Annotated in this window: 16 protein-coding genes and 3 pseudogenes; 8 read left to right on the top strand and 11 right to left on the bottom strand. The window is 66.0% G+C overall.

Annotated elements, in window-relative coordinates:
* Positions 1–80 precede the first annotated feature (80 nt).
* The 8 genes from ACFPOB_RS00155 to ACFPOB_RS00190 form a co-directional block, all read right to left on the bottom strand.
* Positions 81–1,937 (bottom strand): recombinase family protein, encoded by a 1,857-nt coding sequence (locus ACFPOB_RS00155; RefSeq protein WP_377794930.1) that lies wholly within the window; start codon positions 1,935–1,937, stop codon positions 81–83.
* The gene (locus tag ACFPOB_RS00160) at positions 1,915–2,232 is read right to left on the bottom strand and encodes a hypothetical protein (protein ID WP_377794932.1); all 318 of its coding nucleotides are present in this window, start codon (positions 2,230–2,232) and stop codon (positions 1,915–1,917) included. The genes ACFPOB_RS00155 and ACFPOB_RS00160 overlap by 23 nt, the downstream gene beginning before the upstream one ends.
* A gap of 198 nt (positions 2,233–2,430) precedes the next feature.
* Entirely contained in the window at positions 2,431–5,067 is a 2,637-nt protein-coding gene (gene mobF, locus ACFPOB_RS00165; protein ID WP_377794934.1) for a MobF family relaxase, read from the bottom strand.
* A 675-nt stretch (positions 5,068–5,742) separates the two neighbouring features.
* Positions 5,743–7,506, bottom strand: coding sequence for a type IV secretion system DNA-binding domain-containing protein (locus tag ACFPOB_RS00170; protein WP_377794936.1), 1,764 nt, complete (start codon positions 7,504–7,506; stop codon positions 5,743–5,745).
* Between the two features lie 30 nt (positions 7,507–7,536).
* Complete coding sequence (locus ACFPOB_RS00175) at positions 7,537–7,920, bottom strand: hypothetical protein (protein ID WP_377794938.1); 384 nt, start codon at positions 7,918–7,920, stop codon at positions 7,537–7,539.
* Entirely contained in the window at positions 7,913–8,755 is an 843-nt protein-coding gene (locus ACFPOB_RS00180) for a division plane positioning ATPase MipZ (protein ID WP_377794940.1), read from the bottom strand. Before ACFPOB_RS00180 ends, ACFPOB_RS00175 begins: the two co-directional genes overlap by 8 nt.
* 81 nt (positions 8,756–8,836) lie before the next feature.
* The gene (locus ACFPOB_RS00185; RefSeq protein WP_377794941.1) at positions 8,837–10,018 is read right to left on the bottom strand and encodes a hypothetical protein; all 1,182 of its coding nucleotides are present in this window, start codon (positions 10,016–10,018) and stop codon (positions 8,837–8,839) included.
* Positions 10,019–10,031: 13 nt separating this feature from the next.
* A complete protein-coding gene (locus tag ACFPOB_RS00190) occupies positions 10,032–10,817 on the bottom strand; it encodes a SprT-like domain-containing protein (RefSeq protein WP_377794943.1) in 786 nt (261 codons plus the stop codon).
* Positions 10,818–11,006: 189 nt separating this feature from the next.
* On the opposite strand from ACFPOB_RS00190, the pseudogene ACFPOB_RS00195 reads away from it, so the two are divergent.
* Positions 11,007–11,422 (top strand): annotated as a pseudogene (locus ACFPOB_RS00195) (VOC family protein).
* A gap of 7 nt (positions 11,423–11,429) precedes the next feature.
* Here ACFPOB_RS00195 and ACFPOB_RS00200 read toward each other — a convergent pair.
* On the bottom strand, positions 11,430–11,699 hold the full coding sequence (locus ACFPOB_RS00200; RefSeq protein WP_377794944.1) for a hypothetical protein: 270 nt from the start codon (positions 11,697–11,699) through the stop codon (positions 11,430–11,432).
* A gap of 395 nt (positions 11,700–12,094) precedes the next feature.
* On the opposite strand from ACFPOB_RS00200, the gene ACFPOB_RS00205 reads away from it, so the two are divergent.
* Entirely contained in the window at positions 12,095–13,297 is a 1,203-nt protein-coding gene (locus ACFPOB_RS00205; protein ID WP_377794945.1) for a sensor histidine kinase, read from the top strand.
* Between the two features lie 103 nt (positions 13,298–13,400).
* Here the strand turns inward: ACFPOB_RS00205 and ACFPOB_RS00210 are convergent, their stop codons facing one another.
* The gene (locus ACFPOB_RS00210; protein ID WP_377794952.1) at positions 13,401–14,006 is read right to left on the bottom strand and encodes a substrate-binding domain-containing protein; all 606 of its coding nucleotides are present in this window, start codon (positions 14,004–14,006) and stop codon (positions 13,401–13,403) included.
* A gap of 177 nt (positions 14,007–14,183) precedes the next feature.
* Positions 14,184–14,339: pseudogene (locus ACFPOB_RS00215) on the bottom strand (helix-turn-helix domain-containing protein); the annotation flags it as partial.
* Positions 14,340–14,452: 113 nt separating this feature from the next.
* On the opposite strand from ACFPOB_RS00215, the gene ACFPOB_RS00220 reads away from it, so the two are divergent.
* The 6 genes and pseudogenes from ACFPOB_RS00220 to ACFPOB_RS00245 form a co-directional block, all read left to right on the top strand.
* Positions 14,453–15,445, top strand: a complete 993-nt coding sequence (locus tag ACFPOB_RS00220) for a Bug family tripartite tricarboxylate transporter substrate binding protein (protein WP_377794946.1) — start codon at positions 14,453–14,455, stop codon at positions 15,443–15,445.
* A 216-nt stretch (positions 15,446–15,661) separates the two neighbouring features.
* On the top strand, positions 15,662–17,671 hold the full coding sequence (locus ACFPOB_RS00225; RefSeq protein WP_377794948.1) for a ParB/RepB/Spo0J family partition protein: 2,010 nt from the start codon (positions 15,662–15,664) through the stop codon (positions 17,669–17,671).
* Positions 17,672–17,733: 62 nt separating this feature from the next.
* Entirely contained in the window at positions 17,734–18,756 is a 1,023-nt protein-coding gene (locus ACFPOB_RS00230; RefSeq protein ID WP_377794953.1) for a DUF7146 domain-containing protein, read from the top strand.
* Positions 18,757–19,082: 326 nt separating this feature from the next.
* Complete coding sequence (locus tag ACFPOB_RS00235) at positions 19,083–20,009, top strand: DUF2493 domain-containing protein (RefSeq protein WP_377794949.1); 927 nt, start codon at positions 19,083–19,085, stop codon at positions 20,007–20,009.
* 263 nt (positions 20,010–20,272) lie between these two features.
* Positions 20,273–20,431 (top strand): hypothetical protein, encoded by a 159-nt coding sequence (locus tag ACFPOB_RS00240; RefSeq protein WP_377794950.1) that lies wholly within the window; start codon positions 20,273–20,275, stop codon positions 20,429–20,431.
* A gap of 676 nt (positions 20,432–21,107) precedes the next feature.
* Positions 21,108–21,266: pseudogene (locus ACFPOB_RS00245) on the top strand (DUF736 family protein); the annotation flags it as partial.
* Positions 21,267–21,359 lie beyond the last annotated feature (93 nt).

The following is a 21,359-nucleotide window of genomic DNA, read 5'->3' on the forward strand; positions in this document are numbered from 1 at the left end:
TATTTCAGTATCATAGCGTGCATTCGGATAAGATCGGATAGCTTCGGCGAAACACACTATCCTTGCTCCGAAGGCAAAGGTCACACGTTCGAATCGTGTCGGGCGCGCCACTTCCGTTCAAAACTGCGAACACCCAGATTGCGCGCAGCGTTGCCCGCGATGGCCTGCTCCAGGGTGGCCTTGTCCCCGATGATTCGGACGATATCGTCGTCGACCTCGACGCGATCGACGACTGACTGGATGTAGGCCTTTCGGAACGGGATGTCGCCGGCGGTGACGTTCTCGCGCATGAGGCGCCCGAACCGCTCGATGGCTTCCGGCTCCAGGGTGGTCGCCGGGGCGGCCTGCGCCTTGATCCGCTCGAGCGCGGCGTTGGCGCGATCGCGCTGCAGCTTGAGATCGGCGATGCGCTCTTTCAGCAGGTCGTCGAGATTGGTCACCCCGTCCTCGACCATCTTGTAGAGGCGTTTCAACCTGTCCTCGGCCTGGGTTGCCTCGGTCTGGAGGGTCGTGATCCGGGTGTCGACCTCCAGCGCGCGCTCGGCGCGCCCCGCCGCCAATCCGGCGAGCATGACCGTGAGCCGGGCGGGCTCGAACAGGTGGTCGACGAGATTGTCGGTGACGAGCGTGTCGAGCCGGTCCATCCGGATGGATCGTCCCTTGCACGCGGTCTTGCCCATTCGTCCGTGGACGGAGCAGGCGTAATAGCGGTGGACCTGTCCGGATTTCGAGGTGCCGGTCCGCAGCGTCATCGCGCCCGAGCAGGTGGCACAGGTCGCAAGGCCGGTCAGCAGGATGGGGCCGGTCACGACGCGCGGCGGCGTGGTCATCGGCGCGTTGACCTTCATCCGCGCCTGCACGGCGTCGAACTCGTCGCGGGGGATGATCGCCGGCACCTCCACAACGATCTGCTCGCTCGCCGGCTTCTGGGCCAGGGCTTTGGAATCGCGCTTGTTGAAGATCCATTCGCCGATGTAGACGGTGTTGGTCAGGATGCCATGCACGGTCGCAACGCCGAAGCGGGCGCCCTTGCGGGTCCGATAGCCGCGCTCGTTCAGCCAGCAGGTGACCTGCTTGATGCCGAGCGGTCCGCTCGTTCCGTCACCCGCGCGGTAGAGCCTGAAGATCAGCCGCACAGTCTCCGCTTCGACCGGATCCTCGACGAGCTTCTTCTTGGCCCGGTTGCCGCGCATCTCGACTTCGACGGTGGTGTAGCCGAGCGGAACCGGCGAGCCATTGTAAAAACCTTGACGTGCATTCTCCTTCATTGCACGTAAAACGTGCTTAGCGTTCTCCCGACTCTGATATTCGTCGAACAGCGCGATCACTTGGCGCATCATGACCTGGGCCGGATCGTCGCCAAGTTCCTGGGTGATGGAAACGAGGCGCACGCCCGCTTTCGCGAGCTTGCGGATATACATCTCCAGGCCGAACGCGTCGCGGAAGAAGCGGCTGAACGAATGGACCAGGATCACGTCGAACGGCCTATCGTCGTCGGTGGCGCGCTCGATCATCTTCTGGAATTCCGGGCGGGCATCGTCGGTCGCCGTTGCGCCTGGCTCGACATATTCGGCGACGAGGTTCCAGCCCTTGCCGGCACAGAAGGCGAGGATCTGTTTGCGCTGATCGGGGATCGACAGATCGGATTCCGCTTGCCGGCCGGTCGAGACCCGAAAGTATCCGCACGCCCGGGACGGCCGCTCATCTGAGATTGGGCTGGACTTCATCTTGCGCAGATCCATATTCATCGCGGATTTCCACTCGGGACACGCCCTCATCAGAGCATAATACGCCAAACAAATCAATGATTTGTTCGAGATCATCAATAGGGTGCCGGGTCCTGAACTCGGGCCCGTGACCGCTCTCCCGGCCGTCCCGGAACGGATCCGGAGCAGGCATTTCCGCGTGGTGCGATCATTCGTGCTCCGCACGGCCATCGCCGAACACCTGACGCATGGCTTCGGCTTCCGCGAACTCCCGGCAGGCAACGGCGGTCATCTTGACGGCCATGCCACGCGCGGACTGCCCGATCAGCATCAGCCGGCCCCGGCCCTTGATGATCATGCTGTCGACGCCGTTCGGGCAGCTCTCGTCCTGCCAGATGCCCCAGACGATGTCGCTCCCGCCGATGATTTTGGCCAGAGCGGCGGAATGGCTTTTGCTGCGCAGGATCTGGTCGCGGTTCGCGTTCGCCATCTCGACGAGCCGATTCAGGTGCTGCTGGTCATTCATGGCGATGTCCTTTCGCTGGGGCTGGGGCAAGGATCGGGTGGGTGTTGGGGAATGGCTCTCGGCGGCTCTGGCTTTCCCGTCGGAGACAGGATTTCGTCGAGAAGGCGACCGAGATACGTTTCGATCACCTTGAGCTCGGCCGGCGTGACCGGAACCTGTTCGGGCCAGTCGTCAACGACGATCGGGCCTTTCTCGCGCTCAGAGCCCATGGTCGAGCTCACGGGATCGGGAGGCGAGACGGATTCGGCCTTTTGCCTGTTCGCCGCCGGCTTCGATCACCGCGACGGTCGAGAGCTTGATGTTGGACCGCGACAGCCGACCGGCGAGCCAGTCACGGCGCTCCGACGCGGAGAGCTCGATGCCCGTCACCTGTCGATCGAGCGGGCGTTCCGCAAGGATGTGGCGGTCGATCGCGCTGGTGTCGACGACCAGCGTCGTCTTGTCTCGCGCCCGGCTGGCGGCGACGTAGATGTCATGGCGATCGAGCGCGGGATCGACGAGCACCAGCGCCCGATCGACGGTCAGGCCCTGACTGCCGTAGATCGAACTTGAATAGGCCCAACCGAGGCGGGCGCGGCCCTTGTCGTCGGCCAGCGCGGTCGGATCGAAGGTGACGAGGCGGCCGCCCGTAACAGCCTCAACCTTTATCCTGCGTTCGCCGGGCGCATCCGGGTCGACCTGCTCCATCACCCTGGTGACGATGCCGACCGATCCGTTGACGACACCGAGTTCGTCGCTGCGAACGAGGAACCGGATGTGATCGCCGCGCGCCAGTGTGATCTGGCTCCCATGCCCGGACGGGGTGACGGTGGCGAACTCGATCTCGGGTCCGTGGATCAGTCCCCTGTCCTTGAGACGGCCGCGGACCTCGCGCGAAATCGCCGCGACCTGGGCATTGGTCTTGGCCAGAAGCAGGTTGGAGGCGGTCGGATCGGCATCCTGGGCCGCCTCCCAGCGATCTGCGATCGCCGTGATCGCTGCCCGGGCGCCCCGCACCTCGACGAGCAATCCGCGCTCGGCGAAGGCCTCAAGCGCGCGGCCGGTCTCGCCGGCGCCGAAATCCCGTACCGCTTCCCTGGCCCAGGCGTCGTGCTGGCGCACGATCGTCTCGACGCGGGCGGCCTCGACCGCACGACTGACGAGATCAAGCCCGGGACCGGCGCCGATCGCCTGCAACTGGCCCCGGTCGCCGATGAGAATGAGCTTCGCACCCGCTCGCTGAACCTCCGACAGGATGGCATGCATGTCGCGAGACGACAGCAGGCCGGCCTCGTCGACGATCAGCACGGTGTTCCGGTCAAGGATTTCGTGTCCCCGACGGGCTTTCTCTAGCCAACTCGCGGTTGCGCGGGCTTCGATGCCGAGATCGTTCTGCAGCATGCGCGCGATGCGCCAGGCGGTAGCCGCGCCGAGAACGCGACAGCCCGCTTCCCGATAAGCGGCCACCACAGGTGCGAGCGTCGTGGTCTTCCCGCTGCCAGGCGCGCCCTCGATGATCGCGATGGCCTGCGGGCCCGTCGCCGTGATCGCGGCGCTCCTCTGCTCGAGGCTGAGGCCGGCGTCGTTGCATCGTACGATCAACGCGTCTCGGTTGATGCCTTTTCGCGTATCGGCGGCGAGGTCGCGCGCGATCTCGACGATCTGACGCTCGACCGCGACCATCTCGGCGGTCGAGTAGCGGGGCAGTCCGATCGGATCGCGACCGATCTCGACGACTGCGCCGTCATGCAGCAGGCGCTCGACTTCATTGCTGACGCGTTCAGCCGGAAGTCCGGTGCCGACGAGCGCGGCCGACACCGCGCGGAAGAGATCGCGCCGCTCGAAGACGCTGCGGGTTTCGGTGAGTTCGCGAGGTAGGACTGCGAGACGCTCGGCCAGCAGTCGCTCCCCGAGCTGGGACTCGGGCTGGCGGCCATGCTGGCGAAGATTCTCGGCGAACGTCTCGACGGCTACGCCCTGTGCCGCGGCGGCCTCAGCCCAGACCTCTTCCCGCGAGCGCGTGCCGGAGTCGCTCTTCGCCTCGCGCGTCGCCCGGGTGATCGCGGAGGCGAGCGCCGCCGCCGAGCGGCTGGTCGTCTGGTGCTCGGCGAGCTCGTCTTCGATTTCTTTCCGGCGCGCGCTGAAATACCGGATCAGAACGTCGGAGACACCGGCGAGCTCAAAGGTTCCGTTGTAGCCGACACGATCGATCGCAAAGCCGAGCGTTTCCATCTCATGCGCGAGCGCGGCGTGATACTGCGCACCTGCCGCCATCTTCCAGTCGCGCAGGATCTTGGAATGAATGGCTCCGACGGACCCGTCCGCGCGCGTGGCGAGATTGAGGACGACGGTATGGGTGTGCAGATTCGGATCGCCGAAAATGCGCCCGTCTTCATGTTCGGCCGGGCGGCTTTCGCCATGCTGGAACTGCGCGGCCGAGAGCGCGACGGGCTCAAGCGTCAGGCCGCCCTTGCCGCGGCGGGCCCAGATCGCCTCGCGTTCGATGGTGGTGAGAACGGCTCGGACCGCGCGCTCCTGCGCCGCTTCGATGGCGGCCTTGAGGTCCAGCCCAGCGAAGGCCCAGGCCAGCGCGACCGAGCGCGGCGCGCTGAACGTGACGTCGAAAGCCGGGACACGGTCGGCCCTGCCGCTCTGAGACAACAGGGTCTGGCCATCGACACCGCGGCCGGCGTAGAGACGTTCGAACGTAAGGGGCTCGACCTCGGCGCCGTCCACGAGCCCGAAATCGGCCCCAGGCGCATACCAGCGGCCGACCGGCTCGACGGCGCCGAGATAGTACTCGGCACCGCGGAGATAATAGGAGCTGGCTGCAGCAGGATTCCAGGTTGCGACCAAGACGGCCTCCGTGATGGGAGGCCGTCGAATTAGCCGGCAGGGCAGGTTCGGGCTTTGGGATTAACTCATATCAGCGGTCGCGGGCTTCGGCTCACAAGGATAGCGCCGTAGCTGCGGTGGTTCTGCTGAGGCGCAGAGCCCGTGACGCGTCGTGAGGCGCAAAGCAAGCACGCTCAGTCCAGCAAGAACTTCGGTGGAGATGTCTTCGCGACCGGCCGCCTCCAATGCGTTGGCGACCACTCGAGGCGTGTTCCATCCGGTTTCACCCAAGAACCGGGATGACGTTGATCTCCGGATCGCTGAGCAGGCTTGTAGAAGACGCGTTCGATCCGCGTCCCGTCAGTAACCTCCAAGACTTCACGCTATAAAGGCGCCTCGTCGGGCGTGCCCAGCTGCTAGGTCGTCATAACGCGCAACACATCGGTCGATCTCTAACGCCAATCGCCATCGGCAGGGTGAAGGTGCCAAACAATGGCGCCACAACAATCGTGCGTCGAAAATGCCCATGGAGCGACCTCGCATCATCGTCATGGACTGCCAACGCCAACGATTGATCTTGACTATAGGCAATCTGTCGAGACAAGTCGGTGAGGACGGTGGTCATCGGACGCCGGATCGACGCCGACACGGCTTGTCGATTTTCCTATCGCGCACCGATTGGAAGTTTGTCGGCCACTACGGGTCGAGCCAGGGCGCGGGCTCATGGCCGGGGCGCCGATCGGGCCAGCCGGTCGCGGGGATATCGATGATCGCGGGATTGCCCAAGCCCAGGATCATGGCGCGGACAATGGGGCGCCCGTACTTCATTCGCACGCCGAGCTCCGTTTCGAGACGATCGACGGGCAAGACCGGGACGATTTCGCGAACCGTCTCGCGAATATTCCGCTTAATCGCCGGATCGTATTTCTCCGGTCCGAAATACTCGATGGTCCGTTCCTTGAGCCAGCGACCAACCTGCTCGGCGGTGTCGCCGGGGTCGAGCTGGTGCACCAGCTTGATGCGGAACCGGGCGAGGAGCACCCGGCTGACGTTTTCTCCATAGAGCTCTATCAAATGGGCGATGTCCTGGACTGCCGCGACTGTTACGACGCCGAACTCTCTGCCTACGTTCAAGAGATTCGGGAAACGGCGTAGCCGGGCGCATTCGGGAAGCTCGTCGAGACAGAGCGCGAGTTTTGTCGCCGGGTTGCGTTCCCGTCCCGGACGCAATGCCAGCCCGACCAGACGGTCGATCAGGAATGCGTTGAGCGCCTGCGTCAATTCGGGATACTCGCTGGATTTCTGCAAAACGAGCACACGCGGCAGACGACCGTCGCCATCGATCCAGTTCCGGAGGCTGAAGCGGTGCCCGCCCTGCGCATCGGCCCAGGCCTCCGCTAGCGGATGCACCACGGTCAGCGCCGCAATCCACATCGTGATCAGGACCGACATCGTCGTGCGATTCTCTTCCGGATCGTCGCTGCCGAAGATCAACCGACTTGCGCTGACCGCGCCATGACGGTCGAGCATCGCCTTGATGTCAGCCCCCGGCGAGAGCAGCGCGTCGCTGAGCGCGATCCAGTCCCACCGGCCTTGCGTATCGGCCCGCAATGCCATCACGAGATCGGCCCAGACGGCTCGCGAGCCGTCGCCCCACATCGCCTCGCCCGCGGAGGTAGGAACTGCGTGGGCGGCAAACTCCCTCGCATGCTGTGCGTTCCGGATGTCCTCGGCGATGTCGTAGACCCAGGATCGGGCGTCGTGCGGGGCTACCAGGATGAACTCATCGGATGGGAGCCCCGCTGTCAGATCGCCTTTGATATCGTGGACCAGGACCTGATCGCCGCGGGCGATGAGCTGCTCGATCAGTGCGCGGAGCGTCGATGATTTGCCCGCCCCTTGCGTCCCGATCGCCAGCATATTGTAGCCCTCGACGGACGGCGTCAGCTGGACATGCGGCACCAGCCAGAGGCTACGCTCCAACGCCCGGCCGGTCTTGGCGATGGCCCCGCGCAACGATGCGCGGCCATCGGCGTCGAAGACCGGTCGCTTACCCTTCAGGGTCTTCGTTTGCTCCCGCTTGGGCGTGGCCGAAGCGATGCTCACGAAGGCGATCGCAGCCGCCGAGAGAACAGCTGCCGCGAGCATGCTCAGCTGAAACCGCGCGTGATGCGACTGCCAGATCAGGCCAATTCTTTGAGCGCTCCTGCCCGATCGGCATTCGAGACCCATCCAATCGGATACGTACAAGATGCAGCCATCGGCGCTGAGCAAGCCGGTGAGGACCTGAGCGAGACGGGCAAGGTCCATTGCGACGATCCCCAACTCTCCCGCGACATGCGGCGGACGGATCTCGAACAGCAGCAGTCCAAGAATGAGCACGATCGCGGCCGTCGCGGCCGCGCCGAGGACGGCCGGCGCATAGGAGCGGACTTCAACGAACGGATTTCCAGTCGACATTGTCATGTTTCCGTGTTGGCGAGGCGGCTCTCAGCCGAATGCGAAGCTCACGAGGAAGGCGAAGAGGACGACCAGAACTCCGAAGCCGACCCCGGACGTGACACCGGTGAGCCAGGCTGGCCGCTCGGACCGGCGCAGGCCCGTCCATCCGGGAGCCGGCCACTGGTCCGGCTGCGGAGAATCGGCCAATCCGCTCGCGAAGGGCCTCTTCCCCCCGGTCGGGGAAATCTCCAACGTGTTCAGGAGGTCGACCCACCCCAGCGTGCTGAGAAAGCTCAGCCGGCGCGGATCGAACCTCTCCGGATCCCGCTGGAAATCCTCGGCGAGACGCTGCACCAAAGCCTGCTCCCCTTCGCGCCTTTCGGTCGAGGCGAGCTTGGCTGCCCGCTCGAAGTCTTCGCGCCGCTCAACCATGAGCACCTCCGCGCTTGCTCCAAGGCAGCACATGATCGAGCTCGTCGAAGACCGTCGCGGTCCAGCCGGCAACGTCCCCGCGCACGATCTTCGCTTCGGGTCGGGGCAGGCCGGTAACCGTCATCACCTTTTCGACCGGCATCTGGGCGACCTGAACGAACCGGCAGCGCGCCGCCTCGAAGGGCCGCCAGGAGCCAGCTTCGATCGACGGCATCCGCAAGGTCGTCGCCTGCGCTTTCAGGGGCGCGATCATCGTACGATGCACGCTGGCGGCATCCGACGCCGGGTGGAGCTGGGCGAACGATCCGTCCCGCTCGTTTTCGACGAGCACGAGCCGGCCCTGCGGGATCCGGTCCCGCAGAAGGGTAGCCGTCTGGGCCGCCTGCCGCATGCCCTCCGCTTCGGCCACGTAAGGAACAATCAGCGTGATCGCGACCTTCCAGAGCGTCAGGTCTTCGGCCAGGTCGACCAGTCCGCTCCAATGCGCGAGCCGTGTAGCCTGGTTGGCGCCGGTGTCGATCAACACGCTGGCGCCGCGTCCGGCCGCCTTTTCGATCAGGCCATAGAGCGGCGTGAACGACCGCGCCTCGGCGGCGGGATCGCGGCGCGCGTCCTTGGCGACCGGCGCGATCGTCAGCACGTTGCGTCCGAGCGCATGGGCGAGCCGATACTGCGCATCCACCTGCGCGATCCCGAGCCGGGCACCGTGCAGATACGCATGGTCGGCAACCGCGAGCGCGATGAGCGACTTGCCCTGGCCTCCTTTTTCGTTCGCAACGATGACGAGCTGCGACAACGTCGTGCCGCTGATCAGACTGTGCTTCAACCGGGCCATATCGATCCTTCCTGTGGGGTCGCTGATGACGTCGACAGCGGGATCGTGGCACCGGAGAGAGCGTCAGGCCTTGGGATTAACTCACGGAGCCTGCGGCGCGACCGTTTCGGCTTCGCCGGTATCGAGGATGCGCGCGACCGTTGCGTTCCAGAAACCCAGATCGTGGCAGGCTAGCGCGGCATCGGCGAGAAACCATGCGCAGCCGTCAGCCTCGGTCTCCGGCTTGCCGGTTTCGTGAAGCTGGCTGGCGAAGATGTGCAAGGATAGGATCAGGATCTTGGCCTGTCCGACCGCCAACTCGATCGAGCATCCACGGCTCAGGCGCCCGATCAACCGCCCGACCTCGAAGGCTTCGCGCATCGTCTCGAGATTGCGATGCACTTCGGCGGGATTGAGATCGCCGTCGATCGCGACCCGCATCAGATCGGGAGCCGACTGGCGCCTGACGATGCCGTTCGCTACGTCGAGGCCATCCGCGCCTTCGATCGGCTTGCCTTCGCGCACCGAAGCCGACCAGCGCGCCATGGCTCCTTCATGCGCCTTTGCGCGGAGTTCGTGATCGGCGAGATGTCGCAGCCGATCGAAATTGTCCTGTTCGAGCATCGCGGTGATATCCTCCGCACCCGGAGCATCGGGATCGAAGGCTTCGATTCGACCGGCGATGCGGTGCTCCTCGGCCCTTGCGACCTCGCCCGCCTTGTCGACGCCAAAAAACGTCGGTGCCAACCGGCGCCCACGATCGATCAAGCCGTCGAAGCGGCGCATCTTGCCGGCCCCGTCCGGATCGGCCCCGCCTCGCCAGACGGCATCCTCGACCCGTTCTCTGGCACACTTGCCCGCTTCGACGGCAGCGGCCCGGTCCTGTTGCACGCTGCGGGCGAGTTCGAGCGCCGTTTGAGCGGACACGATCCGGAACGTGTGCACAGCCAGTGCGGTCTTGGCCGTCTTCAGCCGGTCGGTGTCGACGGGGCGATGGGATGGATTTTCGTCGCGGATCTCCAGGCCGATCGGATGGATCACGAGAGGCCGCCCCTGCATGAAGGCCTGGCTGTGATCGTGCGCGAGAGACGGCAGCAAGGCCGGCAACACCGCTGCCGGCACCGCCAGCACGACGAATTTCTCCGGCGACAGCACACGCGCGAGATCGCGCACCTCGGCCTGACCGGCGTCGTCGATCAGCGCCGGATCGAAGATGGCGAACGGCTCGCCCTGGGAGCCGAGATGTTCGAGCCGATCCCGGATCAGATTTTCGACGTTGTCCATGGTGACCTCAAACTCAGGGGGAAGGAAGCAGCCGCTGGCGGCAATCGAGGCAACCCACACGGGCGGCAGGCTTCGACCAGGCATTCAGTCCGCATCCAGGGCAGGTGTAGCGGGTCTTGCTGGCCGCTTTTTTGGCTCGGACGGCCTCGGCCTTCTCGTCGTCACCGCGCTGGACATAGGCGACGAGGATACCGGACCGCAGCAACTCCTCGCAGGCGAGGTCGAAAGGTCCGCCCGACTGAATGTAGTGGGTCATGCGCCGTCCCGTCTGCCGCCCGCCCGGCCCACCCGTGTCGGAGGGCACGAGCCCGATCTCCCGCATCTTCACCGCCCATTCGCGATTGTGATAACCGGTACCCGACGGCTTTCCGAAATGATGCTGCCAGAGATGCGCCATCTCATGAACCAGCGTCGACAAGATTGCCCTGTCGTCGCGAACGGCGAAGGAGGCCGGATTGAGCGCAATCTCGTCGGTGACCTCGGCCTGATCGCGCGTGCCGAAGCGGTCGCCGTGGAAAAATCCGCGTGCGCCCTTCTTGCGTTGCATCGTGATCAGGCAGCCCGGGAGCGCACCGCCGAACAGGCGCTCGTTGAAGAATTTATAAGCGACGACGAGATGTCCATAGGCCAGCACTGTCGGGTCCTGCCGAGCGGTGTTCCCAGTGTTTGCATCGTACGATGCACCGTCGGTTGCCATTGTCACGCCGCAAACGCGATCGCTCGCGCTGGACCGCGTCAGGCTGGCCGGCTGGGCCGTTGCCACGATGCTTGCTCCGGTATCGTCAGAATGGATCGCCATGCCGACATCGTGGCGCAACCGGCGCTGCCGGGCTTTGGGATTAAGTCACGACGGTCAGCCTCGGCGCGTCGGACCGCGCGATCGACACCGTTCCGGCGTCGGCCTGGCTCCACGAGGTCTCGAACGTTCGACACGGCGACCGACCCGCGTCCGCGCATGGTTTCCGAATGGAGTTAGGGAGGGAAGGTCATGGAGATGCAGCAACTGTATCGCGGCCGGCTGATCGATCGCATCCAACTGGTGGTGGAGGATTTCGCCGCCAGCCGGCGCTTCTAAGCGGCCGCGCTGGGCGTGCCGATTGACTTCGAGGGTGACGGCTTCTTCTCGGCCGACGAACTCGTCTCCTCCGCCAACAGCGAGGCGGCGCTGGGGAAGCAGACCGGCAGGCATCATCTCGCATTCCAGGCCAAAGCCACCGCGACCGTCGAGGCATTCTACCGGGCCAGCATGGAGTTGGCGGTCAGGACGGTGGCGCGCCCGAGGAGCGATTCTACCATCCGGGCTGTTACGCCGCGTTCCTGCTCGATCCCGACGGCAACAACGTGGAGGCCGTCCATCACGGCGAGGCGACGCGCAGCGCGGATGCGGTGAAGATCACCTTTTAGCTCGCCGCTATCCGTCGAACTCCTCCTCGAGGACCTGCGCGTCGGGCTTCTGGCGATCGAGGCTCTCGCGATAGCGTACGCAGCCGCGAAGAAATCTGGGCCAGGGCGGCACGGCGATTTCGGGATCGGCCGGCTCGGGCAGCAAGGCCCAGAGCTTCGGGTGATGCCAGCACAGGTCATGGCCCGAGGCGTCGCGATGGTCGCGGATCGCCGCGCGCATCCTGCGTGCCAGCGCGATCAACTCCTCGCGCGACAGAGTATCGAGATCGTCGTCCATGCGGTTCCTCCGTTATGGGAAACCACGGTGCCAGGGTTGCGTTCCCGTCAGGAGGCCCGGTCGGCGAGCGCCTCGGCAATCCCGGAGCGGCCGGCACTGATGCTGCCGGACCCACACGCGCCGGCGGCGCCGACCTCAAATTCTCCGGCCAGTTCCCCAGCCCCGTCGGCTCGCCGGCAGACCATCTGCTTGACACCTCAACATTGACGTCATCAAGCAGCCCGTAAATGTCGACCGACCTCGCGCGCGCCACTCCGCAAGCCGTCCTTCGTCGCCGTCGGGCGCCTTGCCACTCGATGGCAAAGACGACAGTCTGGTTTAATGCACAGCGTGAAAGCGATGGTTTTGCTCGCCAACAGCGCTCACGATGATTGTTCTCACGAGTGGGAGTAAGCATGCGTATGCGGTGCACGACGTCGAGCTTCGAGGTAGACGTCAGCGACGAGCTGTTTCGTCGACCCGCAGCTTCAGCCGACTATCTCAAGGAGAAGCAGGATATTCAGGATCTCGCACTGCGCCTGGGCGAAGCGCCGGCGGAGGTTCTGCCGCGTTTCGTCGAGCTGGCCATGCGCAGGACTGGCGGTGTCTCAGCAGGACTCAGCATTTTCGAGCCCGATCCGGCGCCGGGCGTATTCCGCTGGCGTCATCTGATCGGCGAGCTGGCGCGATTCGACGACGCGACGACACCCAGGCTCGACAGCCCCTGCGGCGTGACCCTGGACCGGGCACGTCCTGTGCTGATGCAACATGTCGAGCGCGTCTACGACTGGGTTGCGAAGGCCGGCATCACGGTGCCGGAAGTCCTGCTGGTTCCGCTCTTCGTCGGAGCAAACGAGCCCATCGGCACGCTCTGGATCGTCGCGCGGACGAAAGGCCACTTCCATGGCGGACACGCCCGGATCGCGACCGATCTCGCCTCCTTCGTGGCGACGGCTCTTCGGGTGCAGAGGACCGAGCAGCAACTGCAGGCCGCGCTCGAAAGGTCGGAGACGCTGGCGCATGAGATGAGCCACCGCGTCAAGAACCTCTTCGCGCTCGTCAATACGATGATCCGGTTTGGAGCCAGGAGCGCAACCAGCAAGGACGACTTCGCGCAAAGCCTTTCCGGCAGGCTGCTGGCCCTCGCCAGCGCGCATCAATTGGTCCTGTCGGGGGAGGCGACCGCATCTCCCGCCGAGCTCGCCCACATCATCGGTTCAGTGATCGAGGCCCACCAATCCGAAGGCGGGCTTCGCTTCGCGCTGAACGGATCGGCCGTGTCGATCAGGCCGCAATCGATCAGCGGCGTGGCACTGGTCGTCAACGAGCTCGTCACCAACGCCCTCAAATACGGTGCGCTCGCCTCAGACGAGGGCACGGTCGTGATTTCGTGGACAACTGACGAGAACCGGCTTCTGATGCGCTGGGAAGAGCGTGGCGGCGCGGCGGTCGAGGCTCCGCCGGAGCGGATCGGCTTCGGAAGCCGGTTGCTCGACAGCACGATCGTGCGCCAGTTCGGCGGCACGCTGACATATGATTGGCGCCGCGAAGGCGTCCTCGTCTCGATCGCATTGCCACTCTCGGCGGTCTCCGCCAAGGCGGCCGCGATCGGGCTTTGATCAGCGCCAGCGGGCCTTGCGCCGAAACCAACCCGAGCGGCCAGCTCGTTCCGGCCGAACGCAATGGCTTCTCGACCCCTTGCCTGGTAGCCGCTGTGCCGTTTCAGCCCGAGTTCATTTGCACGCTCAGGCTGCGGATCCGATCCATGAAGGCTTCCGCCGCCGGGCTGCGCGAACGATCCTTCAGCGTCATCATGACGGTCGGTTGCTGCCAGGGCGGAAGCTCGATTGGAAGCACCTTGATGAAGCCGAGCTTTGGGCCGAACCGCATCACCGAGGCGGGAATGCAGGTAACATAAGGGCCTTTCAGCAGAAGGCTGTAGCGCAGGCTGAGCGAGTAGCTCAGGATGCTGACCTGCGGCATGGCGAACCCGGCATCACGGAACCCTTCGAAGACCGGACCTCCGGCCTCGGCCTCGTGGGGGGCGAGAACCCACGAGGCATCCGCGAGGTCGCGCAGAACCGATTTGCGCCGCCGCGCCAGCGGATTGTCTGCCCCGGCGACAACCAGCAACCGCTCGTGGAAAAGCGGCTGCTCCTCCATATCCGGTTCGCACAGATCCGAGACTCTGCGGGTGAGGCTGACCTCGCACTGGCGGCCGCGCAGGAACTGCGGCTGCATGTGACGGTTGCCGAGCTCGGTGCGGAAGACGAGCCGCGGATGAAGCTCGGCCAGCTCCGTGATGGCGGCGGAGGCGATGCCGGTCATGAGCGGCTCGAGGCAACCGATGCGAACCTCCCCGGTCCCTGGCGCGGAAAGGAATTCGATCTCCTGAACGCCTTTGCGCAGCTCATCGAAGATCGCGAGGCTGCGCGAGAGCAGCGCGCGTCCGTAACGCGTCGGCTCGACGCCCTGCACCGTGCGATCGAGCAGCTTGACGCGCAGCGTCGCTTCGAGATCGGCGATCGTCTTCGAGACCACCGGCCGCGAGCAACCGAGCGTGTCCGCGGCTTTCGCCATGGTGCCGGCCTCGGCGACGGCGAGGAAAATATGAAGGTCGCGCGGCTTCAAGCGGCGGCCGATCCTGTCAGACCAGTCCATGAAGTCCCCCCGTAGACGTTTGGGTACGAGGATGTCGTGATTTCGAGCTTTATGCTACGATTAAGCAAGATCAAAGCTTGGTCATCGTATCCCATGACGCAAGGGAGGATGCCGTGATTGATCGCCGACAGTTGATCGCGATGGCCGGTCTGACCGCAGTCGCATCGACAGCGCCGAGGAAGGCCCGCGCAGCCGTGCCGTTCAAGACCGCGAGGCTGCAGCTCGGCTTCGCGGCTGGAGGTTCCGTCGACTATGTCGCCCGCCTGCTGGCCGAGCATCTCAAGGACTATGCCGAGACGATCGTCGTCGAGAACATCGCCGGTGCCGGTGGACGCATCGTGCTGCAATCGCTGGTGAACGCGCCGGCCGACGGGTCGGTCATGGTTTTGACCCCCGGAGACCAGCTCAGCCTGTTCCCGCATCTCTACCGGAACCTGCCCTACGATCCGCGCAAGCATTTCACGGCCGTGAGCACGGTCTGCACCGTGCAGTTCCTGCTGACCATCGGACCGGCGGTGCCCGCGAGCGTCACCACGCTCAAGGCCTTCATCGCCTGGGGCCGCGACAACCCCACGCTGGCGACCTACGGCACGTCCGGCGTCGGCACGCGGCAACATCTTCTCGGCGTCGCGCTCGCTCAGGCAGCGGGATTCGAGTTCACGCATGTTCCCTACAAGGGAGCCGCGCCCGCCTTGCAGGATGTGCTCGCCGGGCAGATTGCGGCGAACATCTCCGTCATCTCGAACCCGCTGCCGCATATCGCCGAGGGCAAGCTGCGCGCGCTCGCGACGACGGCGCGTCTTCGCAGCGGGCTGCTGCCGCACGTCCCGACCGCGAGAGAAGCAGGTTACGCCGCCCTGGAGGCGCTCGAAACCTTCGGCCTGCTCCTGCCGCAAGCCGTTCCTCGGGCGGCGGTCGATGCACTCAACAATTCGGTCCGCCGCGCGCTGTCGAGCCCGGCGGTCAAAGCCGCGCTCTCCAAGCTGCAGCTTGATGCCGCCGGCTCGACTCCCAAGGAATACGCCGATCTGATCGCCGCCGATCTGCAATCATGGGACGAGACCGTGCGCCTGTCCGGGCTGAGCCAATCGATCAGCGCAGAGTGAGACGCCTCGGAACGGTTGGCCACGCTTAGGGGCGGCAATCGACGAGCCAGGTGAGGTGGCCGGCGATCCGAACCCGGCTCGCAAAGTGTCCTACATCGTGACTGTAGGTCTTTTCTTTGCGGTGCTGCCCTTCGGAGTGAGAGGGCGGCGCTGCGCTTCGTGACGGATTTTGAGGCCGAGAGAGGTTTCCGGTCGTCCGTCGCGGAGATCACCCAGATGGCTGCTGCGAAGAAGATCACCCTGTCGCCCTCGCGCGACATTCCCTTCGACAAGCTGGTATTGAGCCAGTCGAACGTCCGGCGCGTCAAGGCCGGCGTCTCGGTCGAGGAACTGGCCGAGGACGTCGCGCGGCGCGGCCTGCTGCAGGGCCTGAGCGTCCGTGCCGTCGTCGACGCAGCCGGCTTCGAGACCGGCATGTTCGAGATTCCAGCCGGGGGTCGGCGCTACCGGGCGTTGGAACTGCTGGTCAAGCAGAAGCGCCTCGCCAAGACCGCGCCCATACCCTGCATCGTCCGCGAGGGCGGCATCGCCGAAGAGGATTCTCTCGCGGAAAACATCCAGCGTGCCCCCCTGCATCCCCTCGATCAGTTCCGGGCCTTCCTGGCGCTGCGCGAGAAGGGCCAGTCCGAGGAGGAGATCGCGGCCGCCTTCTTCGTCTCGGTCAATGTCGTGAAGCAGCGGCTGAAGCTCGCTTCGGTCTCGCCAAGGCTGCTCGAAACTTACGCCGAAGACGGCATGACGCTCGACCAGCTCATGGCTTTCACGGTCTCCGGCGACCATGAGCGCCAGGAGCAGGCGTTCGAGCGGCTGAAGACATCTCACGACAAGCAGCCTTATGTCATCCGTCGCATGTTGACCGAAGGCGCCGTCCGTGCGTCCGACAAGCGGGCGCAGTTCGTCGGTATCGATGCCTACGAGGCGGCCGGCGGCACGATCCTGCGCGACCTGTTCCAGGGCGACGATGGCGGCTGGCTGCAGGATGTCGCGCTGGTCGATCGCATGGTCTCCGAGAAGCTGGAAGCAGAGGCGCAGGCGGTCGCTGCCGAGGGCTGGAAATGGATCGAGGTCGCGTCCGACTTCGCTTACGGGCACACTTTCGGCCTGCGCCGGCTGCGCGGCGAGACCATCGCGCTTACTCCCGAGGAGGAAGCGGCCCGCGACGCCTTCCAGACCGAGTATGACCAGCTATCCGATGCGCATGCGGGCGCTGACGAACTGCCCGGCGAGGTTGACGAACGATTGGGCGAGCTGGAAACGGCGCTGGAGGCCATTGAAGCACGCCCGGTCGTCTTCGATCCGGCCGAGATCGCCCGCGCCGGCGTCTTCGTCAGCATCGCGCATGACGGGCGGCTTTCAGTCGAGCGCGGCTACGTCCGCCCCGAGGACGAAATGCCGATCGAGCCCGAGGCCGACGCCTCCGAGGCAGACAGCGTCCGGGCTGCCGCCGCTCAGCGCGGCGGCGATGCCATGGTCGCTGGAGACGTCGACGAAGCGGAGACGGAAGAGGACGAAGGCCTTTCGCCGATCTCCGATCGGCTGATAACCGAGCTGACGTCGCATCGCACGCTCGCTTTGCGCCAGGCGCTCTGCGAACGCCCGGAGGTCGCTTTCATCGCAGCCCTGCACGCACTGACCTTGAAGGCTTTCTACCGCTACGCTTCGGAGAGCTGCCTGGAGCTCGATTTGAAAAGCGTCGCGTTCAACGCGCAGACACCGGGGCTGAACGACAGCGCCTCGGCCCAGGCCGTTCAGTCGCGACATGAGAGTTGGACGAACGCGCTCCCGAAGGATGCGATCGAAGTCTGGGACGCCTTGCAGGCGTGGGACGGCGACAGCCGGGCCGGGCTGTTCGCCCATATCGTCAGCCTCTCGGTCAACGCCGTGCATGAGCCGTGGAACCGCCGTCCGCGAGCTCTCGCCCATGCAGACCGGTTGGCCCAGGCGGTCGCGCTCGACATGGCCGCGGCCGGCTGGACGCCGACCGTGGACAATTTCCTTGGCCGCGTCACCAAGGCCCGCATTCTGCAGGCCGTCGCCGAGGCGAGGGGCGAGCCTACGGCCAACCGGATCGGCCATCTGAAGAAGGGCGACATGGCCGGCGAGGCAGAAACCCTTCTGGCGGGAACCGGCTGGCTGCCCGAGCCGCTGCGCACGCCGATTATCGATAGCCGCAAGGCTGCTGTCGATGACTCCGAAGAGCTGTCGGCGGTCATCGCGGCCGGATGATCCTGCCGTCTGTCCTGATCGGCCCGCCGGCGACGGCGGGCCTTTTCCTTGTCGAGGTCACCATGGCAGGAATGGCGCATGATCTGGCGCGCGGCCTCGGCCAGCGTGCCGAGGCCGTCTGCCGCCACTATCTCTCGAACGGCCGCCGATCCGGCCGCTACTGGCTCGTCGGCGATGTCCGCAATGCTCCCGGTCGCTCGCTGTTCGTCCGCCTCGTCGGCCCCGAAACCGGTCGCGGTGCGGCCGGCCGATGGAGCGATGCCGCGACCGGTGAACACGGAGATCTGCTCGACCTGATCCGCGAGACGCTCGGGCTCATCGACTTCCGCGACGTCGCCGAGGAAGCACGGCGCTTTCTCTCGCAGCCGCATCCAGAGCCGCAGCGGCAAGCTGAGGGTCCCGCCCGGCCGGGCTCGCCCGAAGCCGCCCGGCGGCTCTTCGCGATCTCGAAGCCGATCGCCGGCACGTTGGCGCAGACTTATCTGCGCCGGCGCGGGATCGCCGATCAGCCCGGCTTGTCGAGCCTGCGCTTCCATCCGCGCTGCTATTATTGTCCGGACGGCATGGCACCGACTGAGACCTGGCCGGCGCTGATCGCCGCCGTGACCGATCTCGACGGTCGGATCACCGGCGTGCAACGCACCTGGCTCGCGCGCGACGGCACCAGTAAGGCGCCGGTCGATACGCCGCGACGCGCCATGGGCGAGTTGCTCGGCCACGGCGTCCGCTTCGGCGTCGTCGCCGACGTGCTCGCCGCCGGCGAAGGCATCGAGACGGTGCTCTCGCTCCGCTCGGTTCTGCCGCGCATGCCGATGCTGGCGGCGGGCTCTGCCGGCCATCTCGCCGCCATCGCTGTCCCGCCGGGATTGCGCCGTCTCTATGTATTGCGCGACCGCGATCCGGCCGGCAGCGCGGCTTGCGAACGGCTGAGCGAACGGGCGGCGAGTTCCGGCATCGAGACGATCGTCCTTTCCCCGCGGCTCAGGGACTTCAACGACGATCTGCGTCGTCTCGGTGCCGAGGCCCTCTGGGCGCGGCTCCGGTCGCAACTCTCTGCCGAGGATGTCGTCCGCTTCCTCGCCTGACGGCCATAGATTCTGGCCGGGATCGAGCCTGAGGCGTTCACGTCGCCGTCCCGGCGCGCTCGGCAGCCTCCCCCTGTCGTCGGCGAGGGCCGCGCCCGGCCTTCGGGAGGGCGATCGGGCCCACGAACCGGCCGGCCGGGCAATGGCCGCGGCCGGCGATTTTCCGGCGCGCGGGCGAGCCCGCGCTTTCCATCGCGACACAAAATCGCCGGCCTTGGCCATCGAGGCCCTCGCGAAGCGAGGGCTGCCAGTCCGTCCGGCCCATGGGCTGTCCGTCGCCGCGAAGGCCGCGTGGGCGCGGCCAACCCGACGAAGGAGACCATCCGATGCCCCTCGATCCCGACGATCATCACGAACCGCACGCCTCGTCCCCGACGGAACACGTCCTGACCGGGCTTCAGCTCTACGGCTATCACCCGCATCCCGATGAGCCCGACCCGCGCCCGCTGCCGGACGAGGCCGACCTCGCCGGGGCCGTCACCGAAATCTTCGATGCGCTCGCCGGCACGCTCGGCGACACCCGCCTCGAACCGGATCTCGGCGACCTGCTCTGGTCGACCGTCCAGCTCTTCCACCGCGCCGCTGCCAGGATCGAGCGCGAGCTCGACCGCAACGAGCAGGCCCAGCGCCACCTCGGCACAGAGCAGGACGGCAGCGAGGTGCAGGCCAGCTTGCTCGAACGTCTCGTCGCAGCCGGGCAAAGCCTGATCGAACGCCGCAATGCCTTCGAGACCTTGCGCGACGAGGCCGCCGCCCGCTACGAGCGCCACGCCGGCTTGCCCTGGCGTCCGCGAACCGGCTCGATGCTCAACCATCGGGCCTTGACCTCGGCGCTGATCGACAGCCGGGAGTTCATGGCGGCCCGCAGGCGCGCGACGCAGGAGGTGCTTCTGCCGCCTGGGCCGAAGATCGCCTTCACCGGCGGGCTCGACTGCAACGATCACCGGCTGATCTGGGATGCGCTCGACCGCGTCCATGCCAAATATCCCGACATGGTGCTGCTGCACGGCAAATCGCCGAAGGGCGCCGAGAGGATCGCCGCCTGCTGGGCCGACCATCGCAACGTGCCGCAGATCGGCTTCGCGCCCGACTGGACCCGGCACGGTCGCGCCGCGCCGTTTCGGCGCAACGACGCGATGCTGGAGATTCTGCCGGTGGGCGTCATGGCCTTCCCCGGCACCGGCATCCAGGACAATCTCACCGACAAGGCCAAAAGGCTCGGCATCCCGGTCTGGCGCTTCGGCGGTGCCTGAGCAGGACAGCGCCACTCGCCGACGCATCCGATAGGCTGGTGTTCCGCGCGGCCTCCTGTCGCTGCCGCACCTCGCACTCGCCGATGGGAGCCCGGCCCCGGCGTCGAGCCAAGAGCCTTCTCTCTGGACATCGATCTTACCGGCAGTCGGTCCGCGTCAAGGACGGGCTGGTGCCCGCCGGCCTCGCCGGTCGCTGCGCGATCCCTGACCCGGCCCTCCGCTGCCGGTCGCCCATTTCCGTCATCGAGACGACGGAGAGAACCATGACCGATTCATTCGACATCCATGCCGAAATCGCCGAGTTGCGCGCCGAGATCGCCGACTGCCTCCTCACCCGCGAGGAACTCACCGAGGCGCTCCGGCGCCTCGAAGATCTCCTCGCCGAAGTCGAGCGGCGACGCCGTGAAGAGGAGGGAGCGTGAGCTCCCTCCGGGCCGGCCTATGCGCCGGCCAACTCGCATCGCGCACGCAATTGGGGGCGATGCCCCGCGCGAAGCGTCCGGGCGGGGCTGTCAGAGAGGCTTCATCACGTTTCCGCAGCGAGGTAGGCAGGAGAGGGCACCCATCGCATCCATCGTTCACCGAAGGGTTGGGTGGGGGCAGCGAGCCCTGGATCAAACGCTGCCCGACCCGGCCGAGGCCCGTGTAGCGCAGTAACAGCGGGATGGCCGTTCGGTCGGTCTGGCGAATGTCGATTGCCATGGCGTTGTCGTGGCGAGGCGCATGTCCGAAGAGGGCGGGTTCCTCTTGCCTGAGCCAGGGGCGCGAACGGCGCGGCCAGTGCACATCGAAGCCGGGTCTCCAACGCATGCCGAGACTTGGGCCTCATCTCCCCGATCCCGCCGTCGAGCGCTCCGAGGCGGCCTCCTCAATGGGCTGATCTGGCCGAAGGACGGCTGACGCCTCGATCGCCTCAGGCGCAACAGCGGCGTCGGAGTTTCTTCCCCTGGGCGCTACGCGCCCATTCCTCGCGAGACAACAAACACCTCCTTGGCTGTCTTCGCCCCTGCGGGGTGCGCCGGCGTTCGCCTTACGGCCAACCGATCGCCATCGAGGCCGCAACGGTGCGGCTCGAAGCAAAGATCGAGGAGAAACACCATGGCCACCATCGGCACCTTCAAGAAGACCGGCAACAACGAGTTCACCGGCGACATCGTCACCCTCGGCGTTCAGGCAAAGGGCGTCCGCATCGTCCCCGAGCCGCGCAACACCGGCGAGAACGCCCCCAGCCACCGCGTCTTCGTCGGCCGCGCCGATTATGCGTAGCGCGGGATTATGCGGAGTCGTTGGCTGGCAGCCGCGGTTTTGCGGGGTTTTGTCGCCGTGCCGCTCCGCATAATGGCGGACCGT

Origin of the sequence: Allobosea eneae, from assembly GCF_042657265.1 — a bacterium.
GTDB lineage: Bacteria > Pseudomonadota > Alphaproteobacteria > Rhizobiales > Beijerinckiaceae > Allobosea > Allobosea eneae.

Bases quoted from the DNA above. Each gene is read 5' to 3' on its own strand.
- ACFPOB_RS00155 (WP_377794930.1), bottom strand. From the start codon at position 1,937: ATGGCCGTGCGGAGCACGAATGATCGCACCACGCGGAAATGCCTGCTC.
- ACFPOB_RS00160 (WP_377794932.1), bottom strand. From the start codon at position 2,232: ATGAATGACCAGCAGCACCTGAATCGGCTCGTCGAGATGGCGAACGCG.
- ACFPOB_RS00170 (WP_377794936.1), bottom strand. From the start codon at position 7,506: ATGTCGACTGGAAATCCGTTCGTTGAAGTCCGCTCCTATGCGCCGGCC.
- ACFPOB_RS00175 (WP_377794938.1), bottom strand. From the start codon at position 7,920: ATGGTTGAGCGGCGCGAAGACTTCGAGCGGGCAGCCAAGCTCGCCTCG.
- ACFPOB_RS00180 (WP_377794940.1), bottom strand. From the start codon at position 8,755: ATGGCCCGGTTGAAGCACAGTCTGATCAGCGGCACGACGTTGTCGCAG.
- ACFPOB_RS00185 (WP_377794941.1), bottom strand. From the start codon at position 10,018: ATGGACAACGTCGAAAATCTGATCCGGGATCGGCTCGAACATCTCGGC.
- ACFPOB_RS00190 (WP_377794943.1), bottom strand. From the start codon at position 10,817: ATGGCGATCCATTCTGACGATACCGGAGCAAGCATCGTGGCAACGGCC.
- ACFPOB_RS00200 (WP_377794944.1), bottom strand. From the start codon at position 11,699: ATGGACGACGATCTCGATACTCTGTCGCGCGAGGAGTTGATCGCGCTG.
- ACFPOB_RS00205 (WP_377794945.1), top strand. From the start codon at position 12,095: ATGCGTATGCGGTGCACGACGTCGAGCTTCGAGGTAGACGTCAGCGAC.
- ACFPOB_RS00210 (WP_377794952.1), bottom strand. From the start codon at position 14,006: ATGACCGGCATCGCCTCCGCCGCCATCACGGAGCTGGCCGAGCTTCAT.
- ACFPOB_RS00225 (WP_377794948.1), top strand. From the start codon at position 15,662: ATGGCTGCTGCGAAGAAGATCACCCTGTCGCCCTCGCGCGACATTCCC.
- ACFPOB_RS00230 (WP_377794953.1), top strand. From the start codon at position 17,734: ATGGCAGGAATGGCGCATGATCTGGCGCGCGGCCTCGGCCAGCGTGCC.
- ACFPOB_RS00235 (WP_377794949.1), top strand. From the start codon at position 19,083: ATGCCCCTCGATCCCGACGATCATCACGAACCGCACGCCTCGTCCCCG.
- ACFPOB_RS00240 (WP_377794950.1), top strand. From the start codon at position 20,273: ATGACCGATTCATTCGACATCCATGCCGAAATCGCCGAGTTGCGCGCC.